Source organism: Diplocloster agilis (assembly GCF_019042275.1).
Lineage (GTDB): Bacteria > Bacillota > Clostridia > Lachnospirales > Lachnospiraceae > Diplocloster > Diplocloster agilis.
The window spans coordinates 294,757-316,987 of the sequence record NZ_JAHQCW010000001.1; the positions used below are offsets into that span (position 1 = coordinate 294,757).

Sequence of the window (22,231 nt, forward strand, 5' to 3'; positions counted from 1 at the left end):
GCCATTTGAGAGGGGACTGGCACATTCCGTCAGAAAAATAAGCCTGCCAAGCTACAAATGGCGGAAGGGGCCTGTCCCCGGATGTCGGCTCAATTCGAGTCAACTTCCGGGGACAGGCCCCTTCCGCCATTTGTAGCTTGGCAGGCTTATTCTTCTGACGGAATGTGCCAGTCCCCTCTCAGATAGCGGTATAACATGAGAATGGAGGCGACGGCCAGGCCGGCCAGAGCGGCCATCAGCAGATAGGAGGCGCGCACTCCGAATAACTGAAGCGACCATCCCATGAGCACCGGAAACAATGCGCCTCCGGCTCCGCAGGCCGAGGCCATAAGGCCGGTAACCGCTCCGGTCCTCCCGGGGTATTCCTCCGCAGCGATTCCCATAAGGGCCGGCCACACCGGCCCATAGAAAATCCCCATCAGGAAGAACATAAGCGTTACCACAGACAGATCCGAGACAAAATATAAGCCGGCCAGAAGCATCATCGATCCGATATAACAGATCAAAAGCAACTTGCGTTTCAGCCGGTACAGGATTCCTGAAACGATTCTGGAAAGAATCATTGCCGACCAGAACGCCGCTATCACTCCGGACGCTTTCCCGGTAATCTGTAAATCCAATTCTAAAAAGGTATCGGCAAAATAGCCGGTCCCATTTTCGATTCCCACATAAATGACCATCGCAAATATGAGACAGCCCATGACCAGATCCGGCCGAAACCGGCGTTCCTTATTTTCATTTTTCCCGGCCGGTACGGCCTCACGCCGCAGAGGCCGCACCTTCGTACAAAGCAGCGGTATCAGCATACAGGCGTACAGCCCTGCCGGCATCAAAAACGTCAGTCTCCAGTCCATTCCAAACCTGCGGATGCCATAGTCCACCAGCAGCGGACCGGCTACCGCCCCCAGGCTGAAGCAGCTCTGGGTAAGGCTGATGTATCCTCCGGCCTTTTGGGCAAATTGATCCGTCAGGACCGCCGTCGCCGTACTCTCGCAGACACTGTACCCGGACCCCAGTACAAAGATGCCGGTAAGCACCGCCCCATAACCCGGAGCCGCTATAATCAGCAGGCAGCCGGCCAGGAATACCAGCATGGCTCCCAGAATGACATATTTCTTTCCCCACCGGTCCGAACATTTTCCAAAGATCAGCGGCATCAGCATAATCGCTCCGTATTGGGCGCCGATCATAAGGCCCATGGACGACGTTGATATCCGGAATTCTTTTGCCATTTGGAGTACCGACAGCTGAAATCCTCCGGTCTCCACACCCAGGCCCAGCAATAATACGCAGACCACCGGAAATAACATTTTTTCTTTGTTTTTCATTTTTCCTACAGAATCTCTATCACTTCCCTGCGGTAGTCAGAGAAGGATTCGGCGCCGTCCTTTGTGACCAGGAAGCCGTCCTCGATCCGCATACCGATCTGCCTTTCGTCATCTCCCAGGTATACGCAGGTACAAAAGGTCATTCCCTCTTCCAGCAGATAGTCGGAGTTGGACTCGATCCACGGATACTCCCCTTCCATCAGGCCGGTACCATGGCAGGGGCCATAGAGTATATGTCCGTCATAGCCCAGCTCTTTTAACGTCCGGTAGTGGGCGTCGCTCACCGCTCCCGCGTTGACGCCGGCCCTGACGGTCTCAAGGATCGCCCGCTGGGCGGCTAAGCCTGCTTCGATCAGGCCTCTTTGTACTTCATTCGCTTTCCCGATCACGACCGGACGGCCCATCGTGGAGGCGTAGCCTTCATAGCGGGTCCCGATCTGAATATGAACCAGATCGCCCGGCTCTATCACTTTATTCCGGCACCTGCTGATAGCCTGGTTGGAACCTTTGCCGGTCAGGATCCAGAACGGATAGGCCTCGCCCTCTCCGCCTTCCTCATATATTACAGACATGGCGATACCCTTCACCTGATTTTCCGTCATACCCGCATGGATCTGCTCCACTACTTTTTTCATGGCCAGCTGCGTGATCCGATAGGCTTCCCGCATGCAGGCGATCTCCGCCGGCGACTTATGCGCCCGGATCTTTGATACCATCAGGTCGGCTTTCACAAGCTCCGGATTTCCCACCTCCGGGAGAGCATCGGTCAATGCCTGATAGATCACCTGTGTAATCAGGCAGGAACCCGCTATGCCCATTTTATGTAACTGCTTGCCGCCTGCTGCTTCCCGGATCACCGATACGAAGTCGTCCAGTTTCGCTCCGGGATATTCCGGCTCGGAAGATTCCCGGAAACAGAGAAGCTTGCGGATCTTTGGTATTCTGGACACATCTCCGGCGAAAGTACCGCTCTCCGGCCCTATAATCAGCAAAGGCTCTCCCTCGGCCGCCATCAGCACGCCCGCCGATTCAAAAGACGGCCAGTAATCGGAATAATACCTCACATACTGGGGTTCCGCTTCGTTTCCATAGGCCAAGAGCAAATCCAAGCCTTCCTGTTTCATCATTTCCTGCGTTTTTCGGATTCTCTCTTGGAATTCCTGATCTTCAATTCTGATTCTCATAGTTTAGCTCCTCACTTTTTACAAAGGCCGCCGTACCTGGATCGGACGGCGGCCTTCTCTTTTTTATAAAATGTTTTTAGAAATCAAATTCATCCACATTTTCCGTCGTAATGTCCAGTAATTCCGTCATGATAATCTGGTCGTCTTTTACTTCCACCACTCCGACTTCCGGCACATCCTGTCCATCTTCGATTTTTCCGCCGTCTAACAGGGTCTTTGCCGTGTATACCGCCAGATATCCAAGCTTACCGGGATGCCAGATATTGGCTTCCTGCATGGACCCGTCCTCCAGATACGATTTTGCCGCAGACGCTTCCACCACGCCGGTTACGATGACTTCGCCGTTCTTTCCCGCTTCTCCCACTGCCTGTGCGGCTGCCGGAGGCGCAGGTGTGGTCACGCCGAGCACGCCCTTTAATTCCGGATATGCGGTCATCAGGTTCTGGGTGATCGAGTAGGCTTTGGACTGGTCATCATCACAGGGTTCGTAAGCTACCCGGTTCATGTCCGGATAATTGGCTTCCTGATACTCCGTGGCGTACTTCGCCCATGCGGAACAGTTCTGCGCGGTCAGCACGCTTGTAATGATCGCATAGTCCCCTTTGCCGCCCATATAGTTGGCGAACCGCTCCATCAGATGCTCTCCCAATACCTGTTCCGAACAGCAGTTGACATAGACTTCCCGCAGATCGGTATTATTCACATCCGAATCCCAGGTAACCACCAGAATACCGGCTTCCTTAGCCTGCTCCAGAACCGGTTCAATAGCGCTGGCATCTAACGGGGAGATCGCGATACAGTCAACCCCCTTGGTGATCATATCCTGTACGATATTCGCCTGGCTGGCCGCGTCCCCGGTCGTGGGGCCGGTATAAATCACTTCACAGCCCAGATCTTCCGCTGCTTTTTGTCCCCAGGTTCCAGACGTCTCAAAGTAGGGTATTCCCACCTGCTGGGGAATCAGCGCTATGGTATAACCGCCGGAATCTTTCGCCGCCCCGGAATCATTTCCCTGGTTTTCACTCACCTGCGCATCCGTATTTGCCGCAGCCTCATTAGACGAATCCCCTTTACCGCACCCGCTTAGCAGTCCCGCGCACATCCCCATAACCAGTAACCATACAATCCCTTTTCTCATAGTAAAGCCTCCTTCATGTTTTATATGTAGTTTGTTTCTACCTTTAGTTTTGCTGTTTCCCAGCTCTTCCTTTATGCTACAGAGTCATAAGCATCCCTGATTTTATTCGCTTGCCGCTTTTTTCCCAGCCATTTTCTTCAGATGCAGCTTGCTGTTCTCCGTGATCTTATTAAATACCACCACCAGAACCAGGATGCTTCCGGTTGCCAGCTGCTGCCAGAAGGATGAGATCCCCGCCAGATTCATGATATTGCTGATCATGGCGAAGATCAGCACGCCGACCACGGTCCCTCCGACTCCGCCGATTCCTCCGTCTATGCTGGTTCCGCCCAGAACTACGGCGGAGATGCAGGGCATCAGGAAAGAGTAGCCCATATCCGCTCTGGCCGTAGCCACCCGGGACACCTGTATATTTCCTGCGATGCAGCACAGAACGGAACAGGTAATATAGGCCAGGAACAATACTTTTACCGTACGGATACCGGAATAGGCGCTGGCTTTGATATTATTTCCGATCGCAAACAGATGCTTACCGAACACTTTTTTCTTCAGAATAACCGCCAGCACAATGGTCAGCAGGATCAGGATAACCGCCTGTAACGGCAGTCCCGCCAGTTTGTCCTGTCCCAGGAAGTAAAACTCCCTCGGTATATTGGAAATGGAATTTCCCTTACTTAAGACCAGCGCAGCTCCGTAGAAGAACATCTGGGTTCCCAGGGTGGCGATCATGGGAGGTATCCCGATCAACGCTACCAGGGAGGCATTCAGACAGCCGCAGGCCACAGCTGCCGCCAGGCTGATTAACAATGCCAGCGGAATCGGCATGCCTGAAGTCAGGCACAGGCCCGAGACTACCGCGCAAAGCCCCATGGTGGTACCCGACGCCAAATCATTGCCGCCGGTGATAATCACGATGGTCAGCCCTAACGCCATGATCCCCATTTCCGACATCTGCTGGAAGATCGACAGGATGTTTTTCATTGTCAGGAAGTTTTCATTGACCACGGTGCCGATGAGGACTATCCCCAGAAATGCCGCCGTCAACACGATCCCGTTCAGCGAAAACCTGAATTTTTTAATCTTTTCCATTTGAACTTCCTCCTAATCTATCTCTATCATCTGCTTCCTGGAATCCGCTTTTTTCTTACGCAGCACGTCTATGGTTACCGTTACGATAATAATCAGTCCGTACACCAGCTTTTGCCAGTAAGTGGGAACATGGGCGACTACCAGGCCATTTTCAATTACGCCCATCATCAGTACGCCGATCACCGTCCCGCCGATGGTCCCATAACCGCCCAGGATGTTCGTTCCGCCGATGACGGCCGCCGCGATGACATTCATCTCCCAGCCGTTGGACCCGGAGGGCTGGCAGTTGCCCAGGATGCTGTCCAGCACCAGGCCCGCCGCGCCGCACAGAACACCGGTGTACGTGTAAGTCAGGAATACTGTCTTTTTAAGATTCACACCCGCGTACCGGGCCGCCTCCCGGTTACCGCCCATGGCATAGATGGAACGGCCGAAATACGTATGTTTGAGTATGTAAGCTGAGATCAGGAAGATCAGCAGCGCGTACACTACCGGAAGCGGAATCCCAAACACCGTACTGGAAAATCCGGTGAACCACTTGGGCAGGTTCATTAACCACCGGCCGTTGGTAAAAACCAGGATAATTCCCCGGTAGATACTGTTGGTACCAAGCGTGATGATAATCGGGTGGATGTCAAATTTGGAAATCAGCGCCCCGTTAACCGCTCCGGTAACCAGCCCGATCAGAAGCGCAGCCAGAACGATGGTCACCGGGTTCCCCAAAGGCGTTTCCGCCAGCAGCGCAAGCCATGTAGCGGAAAACATCATCTGGCTCGCCACGGAGACATCGATGCCGGCCGTGATCAGCACGAAGGTCATACCGGCCGCCATGATACCCATCGCCGTATTGCTGACCAGCACATTTTTGATATTGGTATAGGATAAAAATGTAGGCGAATAAATCGTCAAACCGATACACAGAGCCACCAGGATCAGAAATACACTGGTTTCTCTTCTCTCCAACAGCTTTTTCATGCCTTCACCTCCCCGAGAATTGCCTTTTCCATCATCAGGTTCTGATCTCCGTCCCTGGTGGAATCTTCATGCACGATCCGGCCGTGTCTCATGACGATCACCCGGTCGCTGAGCGCAAACACTTCCTGCCATTCGGAAGATACCATGATAATGGCCATGCCTTGTTTCGCCAGACTTTTCAGAAGCTTGTGTATCTCCGTCTTGGACGCGATGTCCACGCCGTGGGTCGGTTCGTCGATGATCAGGATATCCGGCTTTGTCACCAGCCATTTGGCCACCGCGATCTTCTGCTGATTCCCGCCGCTGAAGTTTTTCGCCATCTTATAGATCTGGCCGGGCCTGATATTCAGGGTATTTACATATTCCCCGGATATCCCCGCCCTTTTCCGGCTGCTGATGAATCTGGATTTGCCCAGCATCTGGTTTAAGATCGACAAGGTGATGTTATCTTCCATTGACATATTCAAAATAAGCCCTTCGTGATGCCGGTCTTCCGGTATAAACGCGATCTTATGCTTCATAGCCTGAGTTACATTTTTCAATTCCGCCTTTTGTCCGTGTATCAGGATCTCACCCTGGTCCGGCGGGTTCAGCCCGAACAGGGCCTTGACCGTCTCGCTTCTTCCGGCGCCCACCAGGCCGGTAAAGGCCAGGATCTCACCTTTATGTAATGTAAAGGAGATATCTTTGAAATTCCCCTCTTTGGAAATGTTCCGGACCTCCAGGACTTTCTCCGCCGCGTAGGATTCCTGATTCAGGGCTTCATAGGTCACCGACCGGCCCACCATCATCTGCACCAGTGTGCTCTCATTAAGCTCACCGATATCCTTGCAGCCCACATATTTTCCGTCTTTTAATACCGTCACCCGGTCGGAGACTTCGAATACCTCGTCCAGCTTATGGCTGATAAAAAGAATCGCAATGTTTTCTTTTTTCAGCTTGCGTATGATCTCATAGAGCATCCGTACCTCGCTGAAGGATAAGGCCGCGGTCGGCTCATCCATGATAAGCAGGCGGGAGCTCAGCGAAATCGCCCTTGCGATAGCCACCAGCTGCTGCTTCGCCACACTTAAGTTGCCCAGCAGTTCATGAATGTCCATCTGCACTTCCAACCGCTTCAACGCCTCAACGGCGATCCGGTCACATTCCTTCCAGTCCACCTTGCCGTTCTTCGACCGCCCCAGATAAATATTCTCTGCCACGGTCAGGTTCGGGAACAGACTCAAATCCTGGTGGATCGCATTAATACCATGTTTGATGCTGGCATGGACATTGGGGAACTGTACCTCTTCCCCGTCCATCAGGATCCTGGCCCCCGGGTCCGGCTGCTGTACTCCGGATATAATCTTAATCAATGTTGATTTACCGGCACCGTTCTCTCCCATCAGCGCATGTACTTCTCCTTCCCGGATATCCAGCCGGACCTGGTCCAGGGCTTTTACGCCCGGAAATGTCATACTCACGTCCGACATTTCTAAAAAGACATGCTCACTCATTCTTTTGCCTCCCTTGATTCCTAATCACTGAATGTTAATTATGAAAATTTATTTACTCGAGTACCTTTACTTGCATTTTAGGTTACTCGAGTATATATGTCAACTCCTTTTTTGCAATTTGTATAATTTATATAAAATTTTGATTAAATTTATGTGTATTTTTCACAATTAAAAAAGAGTTTCGCTTGCGAAACTCTCCGGCTGCAATATGCCACACCGCGGCAGCTATTCAAAAGGGGACATGTCCATTCCGGTTTGGGACATGTTCATTTCAGAATGGACATGTCCCAAACCGGAATGGACATGTCCCCTTTTGATTAATTCGTGGTGTCCTCATCAAACGGATCTTCGATTTCATCCGTCTGCAGAAATACATCCTGGGGTTTTTCTCCGTTTAAATAACGGAGTAACATATAGAAAGCTTCCTTGCCGATCTTCTTCTCCGGCTGGATCGCTTTGATAAACTCCCCGTCCATCACCTCGGATCCGTTAAAATCCTCGAATCCGGCGATCGGTACCGACGGCACGTTCAGCTCTTTCAGCGCGCGCAGTACCCCGTAGATACAGAAATTGGTTCCAAGCACAATGGAATCAAACCGTATATCCGGATCCTTAAGAATCCGGCACATTATTTCATAGGATTGCATTTTATCATAAATATCATAATATATCAGCCGGTCGTCTAGCTCACAGCCTGCTTCTCTTAGCACCTGCCGGTACCCCTTCATCCTGCAGCGGATCGTATAATCGGACTCCGCCGTGTTCAACAGCAAGGGCCTGCTGCAGCCCCGGCGCAGCACCTGGCTCATTAGCTGTCTGGCGGCGGTCTCGTTATCGAACAGGGCCGCCGGGTACTTGCCGCTCTCGATCGTCCGGTCAAAACAGACGATCTTGTAGGAATATTCCTTCCGGAGCGAGCCCTCAAAGGAAACCGGAGAAATCAGAATTCCGTCCACCATGCGGCTGGTAAGCATCTGCAGCACATGGTCTTCCTTGTCCAACTTCTCTTCCGTCGTGCAGATGATCAGGCTGTAATCCTCCTTATTCGCCAGCTTCTCCACCTTCTGTATGATATGGGTATAGAACGGATTGCTCAGATGGGGCACCACGATCGCTAACGTCCTGGTAGAGCCGGTTTTTAAGGATCTGGCGATATTATTTGACACATATCCCATTTCCTTCGCCTTCATCCGCACCATCTCAATGGTCTCCGGCTTATAGGATCTGTGTTCCAATTTATTATTCAATATATCCGATACCGTACACCTTGAAAGATTCAAGGCGTTCGCAATGTCCTTCATTGATACCATAAGGATACCTCCTTGTATCTTTAGGTTACTCGAGTAATTATAATTATACCTGAGTTTTCTATGTTGTCAACCTTTTTTAAAAAGTGGATTATTTTAGCATTTTATGGATTGACTTGCCGGCGCCTTGTGTTATAATGGGGAGAAATAAGGGAGTAGTCAGCGTTTGAACGTGATAAAGTCAACATACTGGAAGAGAATTCCTGGCTTTGTATGAAATGACGAGACTTATCTGTGCACAGCAGGTGGGTCTTTTTTTATGGAAAATCTTGAGGGCCTCCTGTCGCGCCAACAACAGAACAGGAGGATTTTTTTATGGGTACTTGGGAACTTTTTATCTTGGCGGTTGGTTTGTCTATGGACGCGTTCGCGGTCTCTGTCTGTAAGGGTCTTTCGGTCCGGAAGGTTCAAGTAAAGCACGCGCTTTTGGTCGGCTTGTATTTCGGAGGCTTTCAGGCCCTGATGCCGTTGATCGGGTATTTGCTGGGACGTCAGTTCCAGGTTCTCATCACAAATGTCGATCACTGGATCGCCTTTGTTCTGCTATCCGTGATCGGTATCAACATGATCCGGGAATCCAGATCATGTCCGGAAGAGCTGAATGATTCATTCGGCTTTCGGGCGATGCTGATTCTTGCCCTTGCTACCAGTATCGATGCCCTAGCTGTGGGAGTTACCTTTGCGTTTCTGAAAGTGGCGATTCTGCCTGCGATTTCTTTTATTGGAGTGGTAACGTTCGTCATTTCGATCTGCGGATTGCTGATTGGCAATCTGTTTGGGGCCAAATTGAAATCAAAGGCGGAGATCTTCGGGGGGATTGTTCTGATTCTGATCGGCCTTAAGATCTTGCTGGAACATCTCGGTGTGATTGGCTGATGCTTTCGCCATATAACCCGGGGGCTGTCACACTCACTTAGCGTTCTTCCCGGAGGCTTCGTATGTCCGCTGCTTAGGGCTTGGAACCGCGGGCGGTTTCCGGGGACGCTTCGGGCGGCCGGGTTCTTTTGTATCTCCCTGGAGGCGTATAGGGCGGCTGTGAATACGCTTTGTGAAATCGGAAAGCCGGATTCAGGATGCACGGCGGACTTCACGTCCGACGGGCAAGAGCCTCTGAACCGGGAACACATCACGTGTTCCTGGTGAATAGGCTCGGTTCCTGAATCCGGCTTTTCGATTTTACTTAGCGTATTCCAGCGCTAGCCCTCCGCGCCCCCAGGGAGATACAAAAGAACCCGGCCGCCCGAAGCGTCCCCGGAAACCGCCCGCGGTTCCAAGCCCTAAGCAGCGGACATACGAAGCCTCCGGGAAGAACGCTAAGTGAGTGTGACAGCCCCTGTATGGATTGTTAACCGTTTACAGATCTTTTGAAAAATAATCGTCCATTTTCTTCGAGAAAGGCACGCAGCCATTTTCCGTAATGATGTAGCCGGTCTCGATCCTGGCTCCGTTCAGCTGCGGATGGCCGAAAAAGCTTACGTCTACCATAACCGCCATGCCCGGTTTCAGGATATCCTCGCTGTTGGGGCCAAAGAACGGCGCTTCCGCCTCCATCAGGCCGATGGTATGGGCGAACGGGCAGACAAGATATTTCATGATCTCTTTCTCCTCAAAATAGGCCCGGCCTTTTTCGTCGATCTCTTTCCCGGATACCCCCGGGCGCAGCATGGATTTCGTCAGCTGCAGGACATCTCTTAGCCACATCATGCCGTCTCTTTGGATCTGTGTGTATTCCCCGGATACGGGCAGCGTATCGCCGAAGGTCGCTGTGTATCCCTTATATCTGGGTGCGATTCCGAACAGCACCAGTTCGCCGGCCTCCAGCTGTTTGTCCGAAGCAGTGGGAACGACCGCATTGGAACGCTTTCCGCTTCCCACCATGGTACCGTAGGCGAAGCTGCTCGCTCCCGCATCCCGGCAGACCGCTTCCCCTGCCGCGGCGATCTGATACTCGTATACTCCGGGCGCGATCTTCGCGCGCATAGCGTCATAGGCCAGGTCGGACATATGAGTCGCCTGCTGCATACACTCAAGCTCCCAGGCGGATTTGACGATTCTCAGCGCTTCATACTCTTTTGTGAAATCCACGATCTCGATTCCGGCAAACCCCTTCGCCAGCTGATCGTATACCTGATACGGAAGGGCTTCGGTTCCCACCAGACCCAGCTTTTTAATCACCGTGCCGGAAGCTTTGAGTTCCTCGTTCAACTGTTTGAAATCAATGATGGTCGCGTTGGGGTATTCTTCCTCGGGAACCATGAAAACCGGGAAACAGTAAGTGTTTTTGATCGCACTGGACATGAGGGCAAACGGCTGGCTCTCAGGACCGCCCAAGAGGATCGGCTCCCCGTTCACCGGAACTAATACCGCCCCTTTTTCAAACTGGGGGCACCATCCGGTCAGATACCAGCCATTGGCCACATTCAGCTCGTCAAAATAGACGAATGCCGCATCCAGGCCGTTCTTCTTTAGAATCTCTTTCACCTTTGCAATTCTGTTTTCTGTTTCTGCTGCGTTAAAATACATACTTTTTTCCTCCTAATCTTTTTTATAGTTATTTGAAAGGCCCTGTGAAACCGGCCCGTCACTTCCGTCAATCCTTCTTATTCAGGCTCATGTAAACGTCGATAGCCACAATGATGATCACAACCAGCCCCCGGATCAGCTGCTGATAATAGGCGCCGATCCCCAGAAGCGTCAGCGCGTTAAACAGGACGCTGATTACCAGAAGCCCGATCAACGACCGCACCGCGCTGCCACTGCCCCCGGACAGCGAGGTTCCGCCCACCACAACCGCGGAGATCGCGGACATGGACGTATTCAAGCCTAACAGGGCGGCGCTTCCCGAAGCCATCCGGCAGGAGATCATCACTCCCGCGATTCCGGCCGCAATGCCCAGGATGACAAAGATGAGCAGTTTGCTCTTTTTCGCGTTGATACCGGCCAGCTCTGCGATCTTCCGGCTTCCGCCCACCGCATAGATCTCCCTGCCGGATTTGGTGAATCTCAAAAAGCATTCCGTGATTGCCACAAAGAGCAAAAATGTCAGAACCAGATTGGGAATGCCGAGGAAGCTTCCGTTTCCCCACTGATAGATCGCCTGGTTAGCATTGCTGACCGGCTGGCCGTCCGTATAGAACAGGGCGATGCCCCGGACATAAGTCATGCTTCCAAGGGTGGCGACGAAGGCGGGAATGTCCAGCCTGGCTACCAGAAAGCCGTTCACAAATCCCACGGCCGCGCCGATGAGAACGGTCACCAGTATGGCCGGAAATATTCCCATGGTGTCCAGATTTTTTAAGAAAAACACCGAACACAGCGCGTAGGTGGCGCCGGCGCTCAAGTCAAATTCTCCGCATATGATCGCGATGGTCATAGCCATGGTGATCGTGCCGTAGGTAGACATTTCGATAAAAATATTCGTCAGGTTGGACAGTGTCAAAAAATTACGGTTCATGACGGTCATAAACAGCATCATCAAAAGAAGCAGTATGACTACCATATTTTTGGTTAAAAAACCTCTGATTTCTTTCGTTCTGGTCATCTAATTCACCCCGCTATTCTTCAGCTTGTTGCCGGAAACATCCAGAACAACCGCGATAATGATGATGAACCCGCGGATGATCATCTGCGGATAGGTGGTAACGTTCATGACATTTAACGCATTTCCCAGCACCCCGATAATAACGACTCCCAGCACTGTCTTGAATATGCCGCCTTTCCCGCCGGTCAGTGACGTTCCTCCCACCACTACGGCCGCGATGGCATCCAGCTCATATCCCTTTCCCGATGTGGGGGATGCCGCATTTACCCGGGAACTTAAGATAACGGAAGCCGTACTGGCCATCACCCCGGCGATCACGAACAGCATCGTGGTATAGAATTTGATATTGACCCCGGACATCTTGGCCGCTTTCGTGTTCGCCCCCATAAAATAAACGGTACGTCCAAACGGCGTGTATCTCATGACCAGGAACAGGACAACTGCAAAAAACAGGAAGAAGAAAATCGGCAGATACCCTTTTCCCAGCAGGCTGTGTACTCCGCCGCCGGTACCCGACATATATTTTCCTCCGGAATAGATCAGCGCAACCGCGGCCACCGCCGTCTGCATGCCGAAGGTGATGATAAAACTGTCGCAGGTACGCCCGTTGATCACCGCGATAATCAGACCGTTCACCAGTCCCACAAGCCCGCCGGCCAGGATCGCCAGAATCATACCGGTCCAGTCCATCTTATAGTTGTTCACAAAGCTCATGACGATCACTCCGGCCAGTGATACTGTGGAACCGATGGACAGATCAATGTGTCCGGCCAGGATAACCACTGTGACCCCGATCGCCATAATCCCGATGACGGCGGACTGTCTTAAGATATTGGTCATATTGTCAACTGTCATGAATTCTTTGGAAAGCAGGGATACGATCAATATGATGAGAATCAGGACAACCAACAGCCCGTAGTCACATAGTAACGACAGCCATTTATTCTTATTCTTGTTCATTGTCATTCCTCCTCCGTATCCACTGCAAGCCGCATTACATTTTCCGCCGAAATCATGTCTTTCTCAAGTTCCCCTTTTTTATGCCCGTTGTGCATGACAATGATCCGGTCCGACATCCCGATGATTTCGTTCATCTCCGATGAGATCATCAGGATCGCCTTTCCCTGCTCGGCCAGCTTGTTGATCAGCTGGTAAATTTCGAATTTTGCCCCCACGTCGATCCCTCTGGTCGGTTCGTCCAGAATCAAAATGTCCACATCGGAGAACAGCCATTTGGCAATCACGACCTTCTGCTGGTTCCCCCCGGAGAGAAACATGGTCTTCTGGTTCATCCCCGGCGTCTTAATATTCAGCTCCTCTATGTACTCTCCGGCCGCGCGGTCTTCCTTTCCGGCATTCAGCCAGATCCCCTTCCAGGCGACCTTGGGCAGGTTGGTAATCACGATATTCTGCTTTACGGAAAAGTCCAGGGCCAGGCCGGTTTCCTTTCGCTCTTCCGTCACCATCCCGATCGAATTGTGCTTTGCCTGTCTGGTATTGGAGATTTTGGTCTTTTTGCCAAAGATCCGTATTTCCCCGGCTTCCATCTTCTCCGCGCCGATAATGGTCTCACACAGCTCGGTGCGCCCTGCGCCCACTAAGCCCGCGAGCCCCAGGACCTCCCCTCTTCGCAGTTCCAGGTCCACATGGTAAATTTTATTTTTCCTGCATATATCCGCCGCTGAAAATATAACCTCTCCGGGCTTCGATGTCCTTTGGGGGAATTCCATGGTCACACTGCGTCCCACCATCTGTTCGATCATGAGATCTTCCGTGTAATCTTTCACCCGGCGGGTTTCGATCGTCTTGCCGTCCCGGATCACTGTGGCCGCATCGCAGATCTCAAAGATTTCATCCAATTTATGGGATATATAGATGATCGTGATGCCCTGTTCCCGAAGCGTACGGATGATGGCAAATAATTTTTCCACTTCATTTTCCGACAGGGATGAGGTCGGCTCATCCATCACGATTATTTTCGCATTTCTTGAGACTGCCCTGGCAATCTCTATCATCTGTTTCTCGGCCACCGTAAGCTCCAGGACCCGGCGTTTCGGATCCAGGGTAAAGTTGATCTTTTCCAAAGCCTCTTTTACATTCCGGGTCATGGTATGCCAGTCAATCATATGAAACTTATTCTTTAGAAGCTCTCCCAGATAGAAATTTTCCACCACGGATAGGGTGGGGACCAGATTGATCTCCTGAAATACAAAACTGATTCCCAAACTCTTAGCAGTATTGATATTGCCGATTTTTACCTCCTGCCCCTCTATCCGAATGCTCCCTGAATCCGCCTGATATACGCCATTCAGGACTTTCATGAGCGTTGATTTCCCAGCGCCGTTTTCGCCGATAATCGCATGGACCTCTCCCTTTTTCACTTTCAGAGTCACGTTATCCAACGCCTTGACGCCCGGGAAATTCTTGACGATATCTATCATTTCCAGTGCATAACTCTCCATATTTACCTCCAGTGCTGCATTTACTGCAGCCTTAGTTCAGGTATGGTGTAACCATTACCTCCAGTGCTGCATTTACTGCAGCCTAAATGATTCCGATAAAGCTTTTCGCGCATGTCAGGGCAGGACGCCGGCCGAAGGGCCGGCGCCACACTCCCCGCCTGATTATTTCCTTCCATTACCAGCCGTTGAATTCATTCACGTTATCCGGAGTAATCAGCCGGCAGTCGATCTTGGTCCATTCCGGGACCTCCTCGCCCATAATCACCTTATGCATCACTTCGATGCCCGTTCTTCCTTCCACGGAAGGGTCCTGCGAGCTGGCCCCCAGCAGTACGCCCGATTCGATCTGATCCAGCACGAACTGCAGCTGGCCGTTGCAGACACATTTGATCTTATCGCTTAAGCCGGCGTCGGAAAGAGCCGCCGCGATCCCCTGGTACATGCCGTCGTCCTCGCTGTATACCAGATCGATCTCCTCCCCGAAAGTGGTGATATAGTCTTCCATAATCTTCATCGCTTTGGCCGTATCCCACTCCGCAGACTGTTTCGCAAGAACTTTGATCTTGTCATTCTGGGCAATCTTGTCTTCAAACCCTTTCAGGTATCCGATCTGGGCCTCTGTGCCCATTACGCCCTCGACTACCACCACGTTGCCCCCGTCTTTCAGATAATCTAACGCCAGATCCCCGCTGATTCCTCCGGCCATCTCATAATCCAGGCCCACATAAGCGGGAACCTTGTCCTGGACCGAGGCGTCTACCTTCGAGTTCAGCACCACATACGGCACGCCGCACTCTGCCAGATAATTCACTACCGGTATCGTCGACGCCGCGTCCGCAGGCCAGTAGATAATGCCATCCACGCCCTGGGTGACCGCGTTCTTAATCTGATCCAGCTGTTTCTGGGAATCCCCCTCCCCGTCTACCATCTGGAGGTTGATATTATTTTCTTTCGCATACTCTTCCATTGCCGTATTCATGGGCGCGGCATAAGGTACCGTCATAAAAGCGGTTGCGAAAAAGATATTCAGCTGTTCCGTATCGCCTTGTTTATCCTGCGCCTGGGCATTTCCCTCATCCGTCTTCTGGGTATCGGCCCCGCTGTTTGTCTGATCTGTCCCGCCTCCGGAACATCCGGTCATGCACAGGGATACCGCCAATGTCAAACTCATCACCAAACCTAACAACTTTTTCATACTGATTCCTTCCTTTCTTCTCTTAAATTCTCTTCCGTTACCATGATCCTGCATGAAATAATTCTTATAACAATTCTTTTGCAAACGTTATCTGACAACGTTTGCAGTTATAGCAAAATAAAAAATTCAGTTTAAATACTGAAGCCCGCCACCGGATAATATGCCATGTCCTTTCGCCGGTCAAGCCGCCCGTATACAGCCACCACCGGAACACTGCTGTTTAAGATAACCGCGAACTGCCCTTTCGGAATCAAAAACTGCTCTTCCCCTATGGGATAATCCATTCGGAAACAATGTACCCTTCTGGCCTTCACCTTGAGTTTGATGCCTTCTTTCGGCTCCTGATCCTCAAATAAAAGATCCAGTGTGATCTCGGCGTCCTCCTCTGTGTTATTCACAATCATCAGCGCCTCATGCCCCAATGGCTCCACTTCACCCTGGGGCGGTAGATCCCCGTCTGCAAATACCCAGGTTTTCTTTCCCAATTCCATTTCTTTTCCTCCTTTTTGGCTGTTTTCTATCGTTACAGATTCAATTATCTGAACTTTATCCGTGTCCTCCTGCTACCGCTTCCCCCCTTTTCGTACATAGTAAATAAAGTCCATCTGATAACGTTTGCAATACTAACGAAAAAAATATAGCGCCGAAATCAAATTGCTAAATGACATCCCACACGCTCTGTCCAATTTCCAAATACGGTTCCACCAAAATCCTCTCATTTTTCCTCCCGCAGACTTGCCCCGCCTCCATACAGGCCAGCCGCTCCAGCAAAAGTTCCCCGGTTCTGGTGCCGATCATGGCCTCCGGCTCCCTTATGGTTGTAATGCTTGGATGAACCAGGCCCGCTTTGTCATGAACATCAAAACCGACCAGGGACAGATCCTCCGGAATCCTGAGCCCATACTGCCGAATCGCCTTAATCGCTCCGAATGTCATCATTTCCGACATAATATAGACGCTGGTAAAAGACGTCTGGAAACGGTTATCGAGTAACTCCCGCATACAAAGATATCCGTCGTTTTCTTTATAATTCCCATAGCGGATCAGGTTGTCGTCCACAGGAATTCCATGGCCGGCCAGCGCCCGCTTATATCCCGCAACCCGCTCATATCCCGTCGTCTCCTGGATCGAGCCTACGATCGCCGCTATCCTGTGGTGCCCGTGGCGGATCAGATACTCCACCGCAATCTCACTGGCCTTGGCATTGTCAATGGTAACCGATTCAATCGGTACCTTAAGCTTTGGGATATTATCGATAAATACTACCGGAATTTTACTGTTCAGATACTGCAGCACTTTTCGGCCGTTCAGATCCACCGTAGCCAGGACAAGGGCATCGATCCGTTTCTGGTAGAGCAGCTCCAGATATTTTTGCTCGTTCTTCCGGCTTTCGTTTGTGTCCGCCACTATGATCGAATATCCATGGGGGGACACCACCTGGTCAATTCCCTTAATAATGGTCCCGAAAAGCGTCTCGCAAATATCCGGCACAACCACGCCGATCGTTCTGGTCGACTGTTTCTTCAGGGAGCGCGCCACCTCATTCGGCACATAGTTATATTCCTCCAGCGCTTTTAATACCCTCTCCCTCGTCTCTTCCTTCACGTATTCTTTATTATTCACCGCTCTGGAAACTGTAGAAACGGATACATTTAACTTTTGGGCTATTTCCTTTAATGTACTTGATCTTGTCATATGTTTCCCTTTATGAATCGCTTCTGTTATTTCTGCAATCGTTTGCAATTATCCTAACATCCTCTCACGGATTTGTCAATAACCCTTCTGTCATTTTGCCCTTTTCCACAAATTTTGCACAAAAATTCTGTACATATTTTTTTATGCTATGAGCACTTCCGGCTGTTTTTTATTTACAGGATACACCGGACGCTCTGCCCGATCTGAAGCTCCGGTTCCAGCAAAACTTTGTTGTCCGTTTCCAAACGGGACATATCCTCTCCCGCTTTTCCAAGCCTTTCCAGCAAAAGCTCCCCCACCTTTGTCCCGATCAGCACCTCCGGCTCACGGATCGTCGTGATGCTCGGATAGACAAGCCCCGCTTTGTCATGGACATCGAAACCGACGATGGAAATATCCTCGGGAATGCGAAGCCCATACTGGCGGATCGCTTTCATCGCGCCGAACGTCATCATTTCCGACGTCACATAGACCGCCGAAAACGCGCGCCGGCCCCGGTTATCCAGGAACTCCTGCATGCACCGGAATCCGTCGTCCTCTTTGTACATCCCGTAGCGGATCAGCTGCTCATCCACTTCGATCCCATGTTCTTTTAATGTGTCCCGGTATCCGCTGATCCGCTCATACCCGGTCGTCTCATCGGCAGAGCCGCCAATGACCGCTATGTTCCGGTGTCCGTTCCCGATCAGATATTCCACCACCATTTTACTGGCTTTGGCATTATCGATCGTCACCGACTCCACCGGTACGTCCAGGGCCGGTATATTATCGATAAATATAACCGGAATGCCGCTTTTTATATACTCCGAAGCTTTCGTCTCCCTAAGATCAACGGTTGCCAGGACCAGAGCATCCACTCTCTTCTGGTAGAGCAGGTTCAGATACTTTTCCTCATTTTTCTTATTTTCATTGGTATCCGATACGATGATCGAATATCCCTTCGGAGACACCGCCTGATCGATCCCCTTGATAATCATGCCAAACAAGGTCTCACAGATGTCCGGGACCACGATTCCGATGGTTTTCGTCGATTTCATTTTCAGAGAACGCGCGATTTCGTTCGGTACATAATTATATTCTTCCAGCGCCCTGAGCACACGTTCCCTGGTCTCCTCTTTGACATATTCTTTCTGGTTCACAGCCCTGGAAACTGTGGAAACGGACACATTCAGTTTTTCTGCTATTTCTTTCAATGTACTTGATTTCATCCGGCTAACCCCCTTGCTATATACTTTAATATAATTCCCGGGAAATTTCCATCCTTATCCGTCATTCGGTTTATTCCTTTTTCATTTCATCCCCTAACTATATTTTAGATTTCAAAAGGGCATCCATCCCTGGATGCCCTACCACACTTTTTTATCTTTGCTCCCTTGGCTGTACGCACCCATAGAACAAAAAAAGCCGACAAAGATCTCTTATCGAAACCTTGTCAACTTATCTGCATGCGGGAAAAGGGACTTGAACCCTCACGTACATTCGTACACATGAACCTGAATCATGCCCGTCTGCCAATTCCGGCATTCCCGCAACTCATGAATCATATTCTATCGTGAATTTCACAAAATGTCAATGCCGGATTTCAAATTTTTTCAATATTTTCCGATTCCTCATTTTTCAGTTATCTTGCAAATACACAAACCCAAATACACAAACCTGATAAAAAGGCTTGCAAATTCATAGGATTCCTGTAAAATAGAAATGAATTTAACACATTATCATAGAAAGAATAAGTATTTCAGAAAGAAAAATGAGGTTTTCAAATGATCAGTACAAGTAATGTCACGCTTCGGATCGGCAAAAAAGCCTTATTCGAAGACGTCAACATCAAATTCACGGAGGGGAACTGTTATGGACTGATCGGCGCCAACGGAGCCGGTAAATCCACCTTCCTCAAAATTCTGTCCGGCCAGCTGGAGCCGACCAAGGGGGATGTCATCATCACTCCCGGAGAACGTCTCTCCTTTTTGCAGCAGGATCATTTTAAATATGACGAGTATCCGGTATTGGACACCGTCATTATGGGAAATGCCCGCCTGTATGAAATTATGAAAGAAAAGGACGCGATCTACGCCAAAGAAGATTTTACCGAAGAAGACGGCCTGAAAGCCAGCGAGCTGGAAGGCGAATTCGCCACCATGAACGGCTGGGAAGCCGAATCCGACGCGGCCACCTTGTTAAATGGCCTTGGGATTGAGACGGATCTTCATTACGCCATGATGAAAGATTTAAACGGAAGCCAGAAGGTGAAGGTCTTATTAGCACAGGCACTGTTCGGGAATCCGGACATTCTGCTTCTGGATGAGCCTACCAACCATCTGGATCTGGATGCGATCTCCTGGCTGGAGGAATTCCTGATTAATTTCGAGAATACCGTCATCGTAGTTTCCCATGACCGTTATTTCCTGAATAAGGTCTGTACGCACATCGCAGATATCGATTACGCTAAGATCCAGCTTTATGCCGGCAACTATGACTTCTGGTATGAATCCAGCCAGCTGCTGATCCGCCAGATGAAGGAGGCCAACCGGAAGAAGGAAGAAAAGATCAAGGAGCTTCAGGAGTTTATCTCCCGTTTCTCCGCCAACGCTTCCAAATCCAAACAGGCGACCTCCAGAAAGCGCGCCCTGGAAAAGATACAGCTGGACGACATCAAACCTTCCAGCCGGAAATATCCCTATATCGATTTCCGGCCGAACCGCGAGATCGGCAATGAAGTGCTGAGCGTGGAGAATTTAAGCAAGACCATCGACGGCGTCAAGGTGTTGGATAATCTCTCCTTCATCGTGGGCCATGAGGATAAAATTGCCTTTGTGGGCGGTGACGAGCTGGCGAAAACTACCCTGTTCAAGATTCTGGCCGGAGAGCTGGAACCGGACGAGGGTACTTACAAATGGGGGGTAACCACCTCCCAGGCCTATTTCCCCAAAGACAACACCAAAGAGTTTGACTGCGAGGATACGATCGTTGACTGGCTGACGCAGTACAGCGAAATCAAAGACGCCACCTATGTCCGGGGATTCCTGGGCCGTATGCTCTTCGCCGGTGAGGACGGTGTCAAAAAGGTGAAGGTTCTCTCCGGTGGTGAGAAGGTCCGCTGCCTTCTCTCGAAGATGATGATCTCAGGCTCCAACTGTCTGATTCTGGATGAGCCGACCAACCACCTGGACATGGAATCCATCACCGCGCTGAACAACGGGCTGATCAAGTTCCCGGGAGTAGTGCTGTTTGCATCTCATGACCATCAGTTCGTACAGACAACGGCCAACCGGATCATGGAGATCGTAAACGGCCATCTGATCGACAAGATCACGACCTACGACGAATATCTGGAAAGTGATGAAATGGCCCGGAAACGGACGGTCTATACTATGGAAGACCAGCCGGAGGACAACTAACAAAGCAAAAGACACAGGATACATTTTTTACCTTTCAAATGGTAAATTTTCCGTACCCTGTGTCTTTTTTTGTCCTGCCGGTTCAAATACTGCGCAGGCTGTCTGTTAAAACTTAAAACCCGTTCCGCTTATTCCGCGTTCGGCGTCACTATTCCATTTTCACTGATAGATACTCCAAATGAAATCCTCTGCAGCTCTTCAAACAGCCGCTTCGGCTCTTCCATCAGAAAAGTCTGATTATTTTTCATGGTCAAAGGAACCAGCTTTAATCCGGCCGCGCCGTCCTCCTTGATGGTGATCTCCGCCATCACCGTTTCCCCCGCCCACTGGCCGAAGAGAAAATTGCCAAGGCTGTACAAAATGGGCTTCCCTTTATAATACTCAATTCCCTGGAGGACGTGGGGATGGCTTCCCACCACCAGATCCGCTCCTGCGTCTATATATTTCTGCGCCATCTGCCTTTGATACTCTTCCGGGGTATCTGCGTACTCCACGCCCCAGTGCACATATGCCACCACATAATCGCAGGTTTCCTTCGCCTCCGCTATCTTCTCCAGCATCTGGGCCGGATCATAGGTCGCGAACAGGCCCGGCCGTTCCTTTCCCGCGTACCAGCCGGTCACCGGAATCACGCGGCTCGCGCCCAGAAAACCGATCTTCCTGCCGCCCTTCTCGATCCGGATCACCCGGGCGGCCCGCTCCAGATTCTCTCCGGCGCCCACATAGGGCAGACCGGCATCCTCCAGGGTACTTAGCGTATCCAGAAGCGCCTCCGGCCCAAAATCCAGGGTATGATTATTGGCTAATGTAACGATATCCACGCCCATATCCTTAAATATCTGTACGTATCGGGGATTCGCCCGGAAGGTGTACTGTTTATCCTCCATGGCCGTCCCTTTGGTGCTGAATGGAAATTCCTGATTAATCATCAGAATATCCGCCGCCTGCATCTTCTCCAGAACCCGGGAATCATATACCGAGGCGATCCCGCCTTTGTCATATACGGCGTTCAAGCCGTCGCTTAACAGCACGTCCCCGCCAAAGGCCAGCAGAAGCTCTTTTGCATCCTTCCCGCTATCCTCCGTAGTTTGATCCGGCTGCTCCTGCGGATCTTTTATATGTCCATCACCGGTTTCCGCGCGTTCTGCGCTGTCACGGTCCGACGGTTCTTCCTTCTGCGCCTCGTTCTGCTTCCTATTATCCAGGCCCGCATTTTCCCGTTCCGTATTCTCCTGATCCGCATCCTTTTGTGCCGCATGGTTCCGGTCCTCTGACAGGCCGGCTGCATCATCAGGCTGTCCGGCGTCCGTTTTCAGGACAATGACAACAGCCAATAATAAGCATATTCCTATCAGTATATTTGCGATACTTTTCACTATCTTCATTATGTATTCCTCTTATTGCCAAAGAAATAAACAAAAAA

General features: G+C 50.8%; 18 protein-coding genes and 1 tRNA gene. 2 read left to right on the top strand and 17 right to left on the bottom strand.

Features of this window, described 5'->3' with window-relative positions:
• Window positions 1-146 precede the first annotated feature (146 nt).
• The 7 genes from KTH89_RS01240 to KTH89_RS01270 form a co-directional block, all read right to left on the bottom strand.
• Window positions 147-1,328: an MFS transporter gene (locus tag KTH89_RS01240; RefSeq protein WP_238720317.1), complete on the bottom strand. Its 1,182-nt coding sequence runs from the start codon at window positions 1,326-1,328 to the stop codon at window positions 147-149.
• Between the two features lie 5 nt (window positions 1,329-1,333).
• Complete coding sequence (locus KTH89_RS01245; RefSeq protein WP_238720318.1) at window positions 1,334-2,512, bottom strand: M24 family metallopeptidase; 1,179 nt, start codon at window positions 2,510-2,512, stop codon at window positions 1,334-1,336.
• A gap of 76 nt (window positions 2,513-2,588) precedes the next feature.
• Window positions 2,589-3,650, bottom strand: coding sequence for an autoinducer 2 ABC transporter substrate-binding protein (locus KTH89_RS01250; RefSeq protein WP_238720319.1), 1,062 nt, complete (start codon window positions 3,648-3,650; stop codon window positions 2,589-2,591).
• A gap of 102 nt (window positions 3,651-3,752) precedes the next feature.
• A complete protein-coding gene (locus KTH89_RS01255; RefSeq protein ID WP_158346748.1) occupies window positions 3,753-4,739 on the bottom strand; it encodes an ABC transporter permease in 987 nt (328 codons plus the stop codon).
• Between the two features lie 12 nt (window positions 4,740-4,751).
• Window positions 4,752-5,714, bottom strand: a complete 963-nt coding sequence (locus KTH89_RS01260; RefSeq protein WP_158346750.1) for an ABC transporter permease — start codon at window positions 5,712-5,714, stop codon at window positions 4,752-4,754.
• Window positions 5,711-7,210 (bottom strand): sugar ABC transporter ATP-binding protein, encoded by a 1,500-nt coding sequence (locus KTH89_RS01265; RefSeq protein ID WP_158346753.1) that lies wholly within the window; start codon window positions 7,208-7,210, stop codon window positions 5,711-5,713. The genes KTH89_RS01260 and KTH89_RS01265 overlap by 4 nt, the downstream gene beginning before the upstream one ends.
• A gap of 317 nt (window positions 7,211-7,527) precedes the next feature.
• Complete coding sequence (locus KTH89_RS01270; protein WP_238720320.1) at window positions 7,528-8,520, bottom strand: LacI family DNA-binding transcriptional regulator; 993 nt, start codon at window positions 8,518-8,520, stop codon at window positions 7,528-7,530.
• Window positions 8,521-8,832: 312 nt separating this feature from the next.
• On the opposite strand from KTH89_RS01270, the gene KTH89_RS01275 reads away from it, so the two are divergent.
• Window positions 8,833-9,393, top strand: a complete 561-nt coding sequence (locus KTH89_RS01275) for a manganese efflux pump MntP (protein WP_238720321.1) — start codon at window positions 8,833-8,835, stop codon at window positions 9,391-9,393.
• 477 nt (window positions 9,394-9,870) lie between these two features.
• Here the strand turns inward: KTH89_RS01275 and KTH89_RS01280 are convergent, their stop codons facing one another.
• The 9 genes from KTH89_RS01280 to KTH89_RS01320 all read right to left on the bottom strand — a co-directional run bounded on the left by KTH89_RS01280 (window position 9,871) and on the right by KTH89_RS01320 (window position 18,940).
• Window positions 9,871-11,040 (bottom strand): M24 family metallopeptidase, encoded by a 1,170-nt coding sequence (locus tag KTH89_RS01280; protein ID WP_238720322.1) that lies wholly within the window; start codon window positions 11,038-11,040, stop codon window positions 9,871-9,873.
• 67 nt (window positions 11,041-11,107) lie between these two features.
• Entirely contained in the window at window positions 11,108-12,058 is a 951-nt protein-coding gene (locus tag KTH89_RS01285) for an ABC transporter permease (protein ID WP_158346759.1), read from the bottom strand.
• Window positions 12,059-13,018, bottom strand: coding sequence for an ABC transporter permease (locus tag KTH89_RS01290; protein ID WP_238720323.1), 960 nt, complete (start codon window positions 13,016-13,018; stop codon window positions 12,059-12,061).
• Window positions 13,019-13,020: 2 nt separating this feature from the next.
• On the bottom strand, window positions 13,021-14,520 hold the full coding sequence (locus tag KTH89_RS01295; RefSeq protein ID WP_238720324.1) for a sugar ABC transporter ATP-binding protein: 1,500 nt from the start codon (window positions 14,518-14,520) through the stop codon (window positions 13,021-13,023).
• 175 nt (window positions 14,521-14,695) lie between these two features.
• Complete coding sequence (locus tag KTH89_RS01300) at window positions 14,696-15,715, bottom strand: sugar ABC transporter substrate-binding protein (protein WP_238720325.1); 1,020 nt, start codon at window positions 15,713-15,715, stop codon at window positions 14,696-14,698.
• A 131-nt stretch (window positions 15,716-15,846) separates the two neighbouring features.
• Window positions 15,847-16,206 (bottom strand): sensory rhodopsin transducer, encoded by a 360-nt coding sequence (locus tag KTH89_RS01305; RefSeq protein WP_238720326.1) that lies wholly within the window; start codon window positions 16,204-16,206, stop codon window positions 15,847-15,849.
• A 166-nt stretch (window positions 16,207-16,372) separates the two neighbouring features.
• Window positions 16,373-17,458, bottom strand: coding sequence for a LacI family DNA-binding transcriptional regulator (locus KTH89_RS01310; RefSeq protein WP_267287879.1), 1,086 nt, complete (start codon window positions 17,456-17,458; stop codon window positions 16,373-16,375).
• A gap of 125 nt (window positions 17,459-17,583) precedes the next feature.
• Window positions 17,584-18,648: a LacI family DNA-binding transcriptional regulator gene (locus KTH89_RS01315; RefSeq protein ID WP_330654987.1), complete on the bottom strand. Its 1,065-nt coding sequence runs from the start codon at window positions 18,646-18,648 to the stop codon at window positions 17,584-17,586.
• A gap of 208 nt (window positions 18,649-18,856) precedes the next feature.
• Window positions 18,857-18,940: transfer RNA gene (locus tag KTH89_RS01320), tRNA-Leu, on the bottom strand.
• Between the two features lie 233 nt (window positions 18,941-19,173).
• On the opposite strand from KTH89_RS01320, the gene KTH89_RS01325 reads away from it, so the two are divergent.
• A complete protein-coding gene (locus tag KTH89_RS01325) occupies window positions 19,174-20,808 on the top strand; it encodes an ABC-F family ATP-binding cassette domain-containing protein (RefSeq protein ID WP_158346770.1) in 1,635 nt (544 codons plus the stop codon).
• Between the two features lie 128 nt (window positions 20,809-20,936).
• On the opposite strand, the gene KTH89_RS01330 is transcribed toward KTH89_RS01325, so the two are convergent.
• Entirely contained in the window at window positions 20,937-22,193 is a 1,257-nt protein-coding gene (locus KTH89_RS01330) for a CapA family protein (RefSeq protein WP_238720328.1), read from the bottom strand.
• Window positions 22,194-22,231 lie beyond the last annotated feature (38 nt).

Bases quoted from the DNA above. Each gene is read 5' to 3' on its own strand.
- KTH89_RS01265 (WP_158346753.1), bottom strand. From the start codon at position 7,210: ATGAGTGAGCATGTCTTTTTAGAAATGTCGGACGTGAGTATGACATTT.
- KTH89_RS01325 (WP_158346770.1), top strand. From the start codon at position 19,174: ATGATCAGTACAAGTAATGTCACGCTTCGGATCGGCAAAAAAGCCTTA.
- KTH89_RS01290 (WP_238720323.1), bottom strand. From the start codon at position 13,018: ATGAACAAGAATAAGAATAAATGGCTGTCGTTACTATGTGACTACGGG.
- KTH89_RS01300 (WP_238720325.1), bottom strand. From the start codon at position 15,715: ATGAAAAAGTTGTTAGGTTTGGTGATGAGTTTGACATTGGCGGTATCC.
- KTH89_RS01275 (WP_238720321.1), top strand. From the start codon at position 8,833: ATGGGTACTTGGGAACTTTTTATCTTGGCGGTTGGTTTGTCTATGGAC.
- KTH89_RS01270 (WP_238720320.1), bottom strand. From the start codon at position 8,520: ATGGTATCAATGAAGGACATTGCGAACGCCTTGAATCTTTCAAGGTGT.
- KTH89_RS01305 (WP_238720326.1), bottom strand. From the start codon at position 16,206: ATGGAATTGGGAAAGAAAACCTGGGTATTTGCAGACGGGGATCTACCG.
- KTH89_RS01295 (WP_238720324.1), bottom strand. From the start codon at position 14,520: ATGGAGAGTTATGCACTGGAAATGATAGATATCGTCAAGAATTTCCCG.
- KTH89_RS01255 (WP_158346748.1), bottom strand. From the start codon at position 4,739: ATGGAAAAGATTAAAAAATTCAGGTTTTCGCTGAACGGGATCGTGTTG.
- KTH89_RS01240 (WP_238720317.1), bottom strand. From the start codon at position 1,328: ATGAAAAACAAAGAAAAAATGTTATTTCCGGTGGTCTGCGTATTATTG.
- KTH89_RS01330 (WP_238720328.1), bottom strand. From the start codon at position 22,193: ATGAAGATAGTGAAAAGTATCGCAAATATACTGATAGGAATATGCTTA.
- KTH89_RS01250 (WP_238720319.1), bottom strand. From the start codon at position 3,650: ATGAGAAAAGGGATTGTATGGTTACTGGTTATGGGGATGTGCGCGGGA.
- KTH89_RS01280 (WP_238720322.1), bottom strand. From the start codon at position 11,040: ATGTATTTTAACGCAGCAGAAACAGAAAACAGAATTGCAAAGGTGAAA.
- KTH89_RS01245 (WP_238720318.1), bottom strand. From the start codon at position 2,512: ATGAGAATCAGAATTGAAGATCAGGAATTCCAAGAGAGAATCCGAAAA.
- KTH89_RS01260 (WP_158346750.1), bottom strand. From the start codon at position 5,714: ATGAAAAAGCTGTTGGAGAGAAGAGAAACCAGTGTATTTCTGATCCTG.
- KTH89_RS01285 (WP_158346759.1), bottom strand. From the start codon at position 12,058: ATGACCAGAACGAAAGAAATCAGAGGTTTTTTAACCAAAAATATGGTA.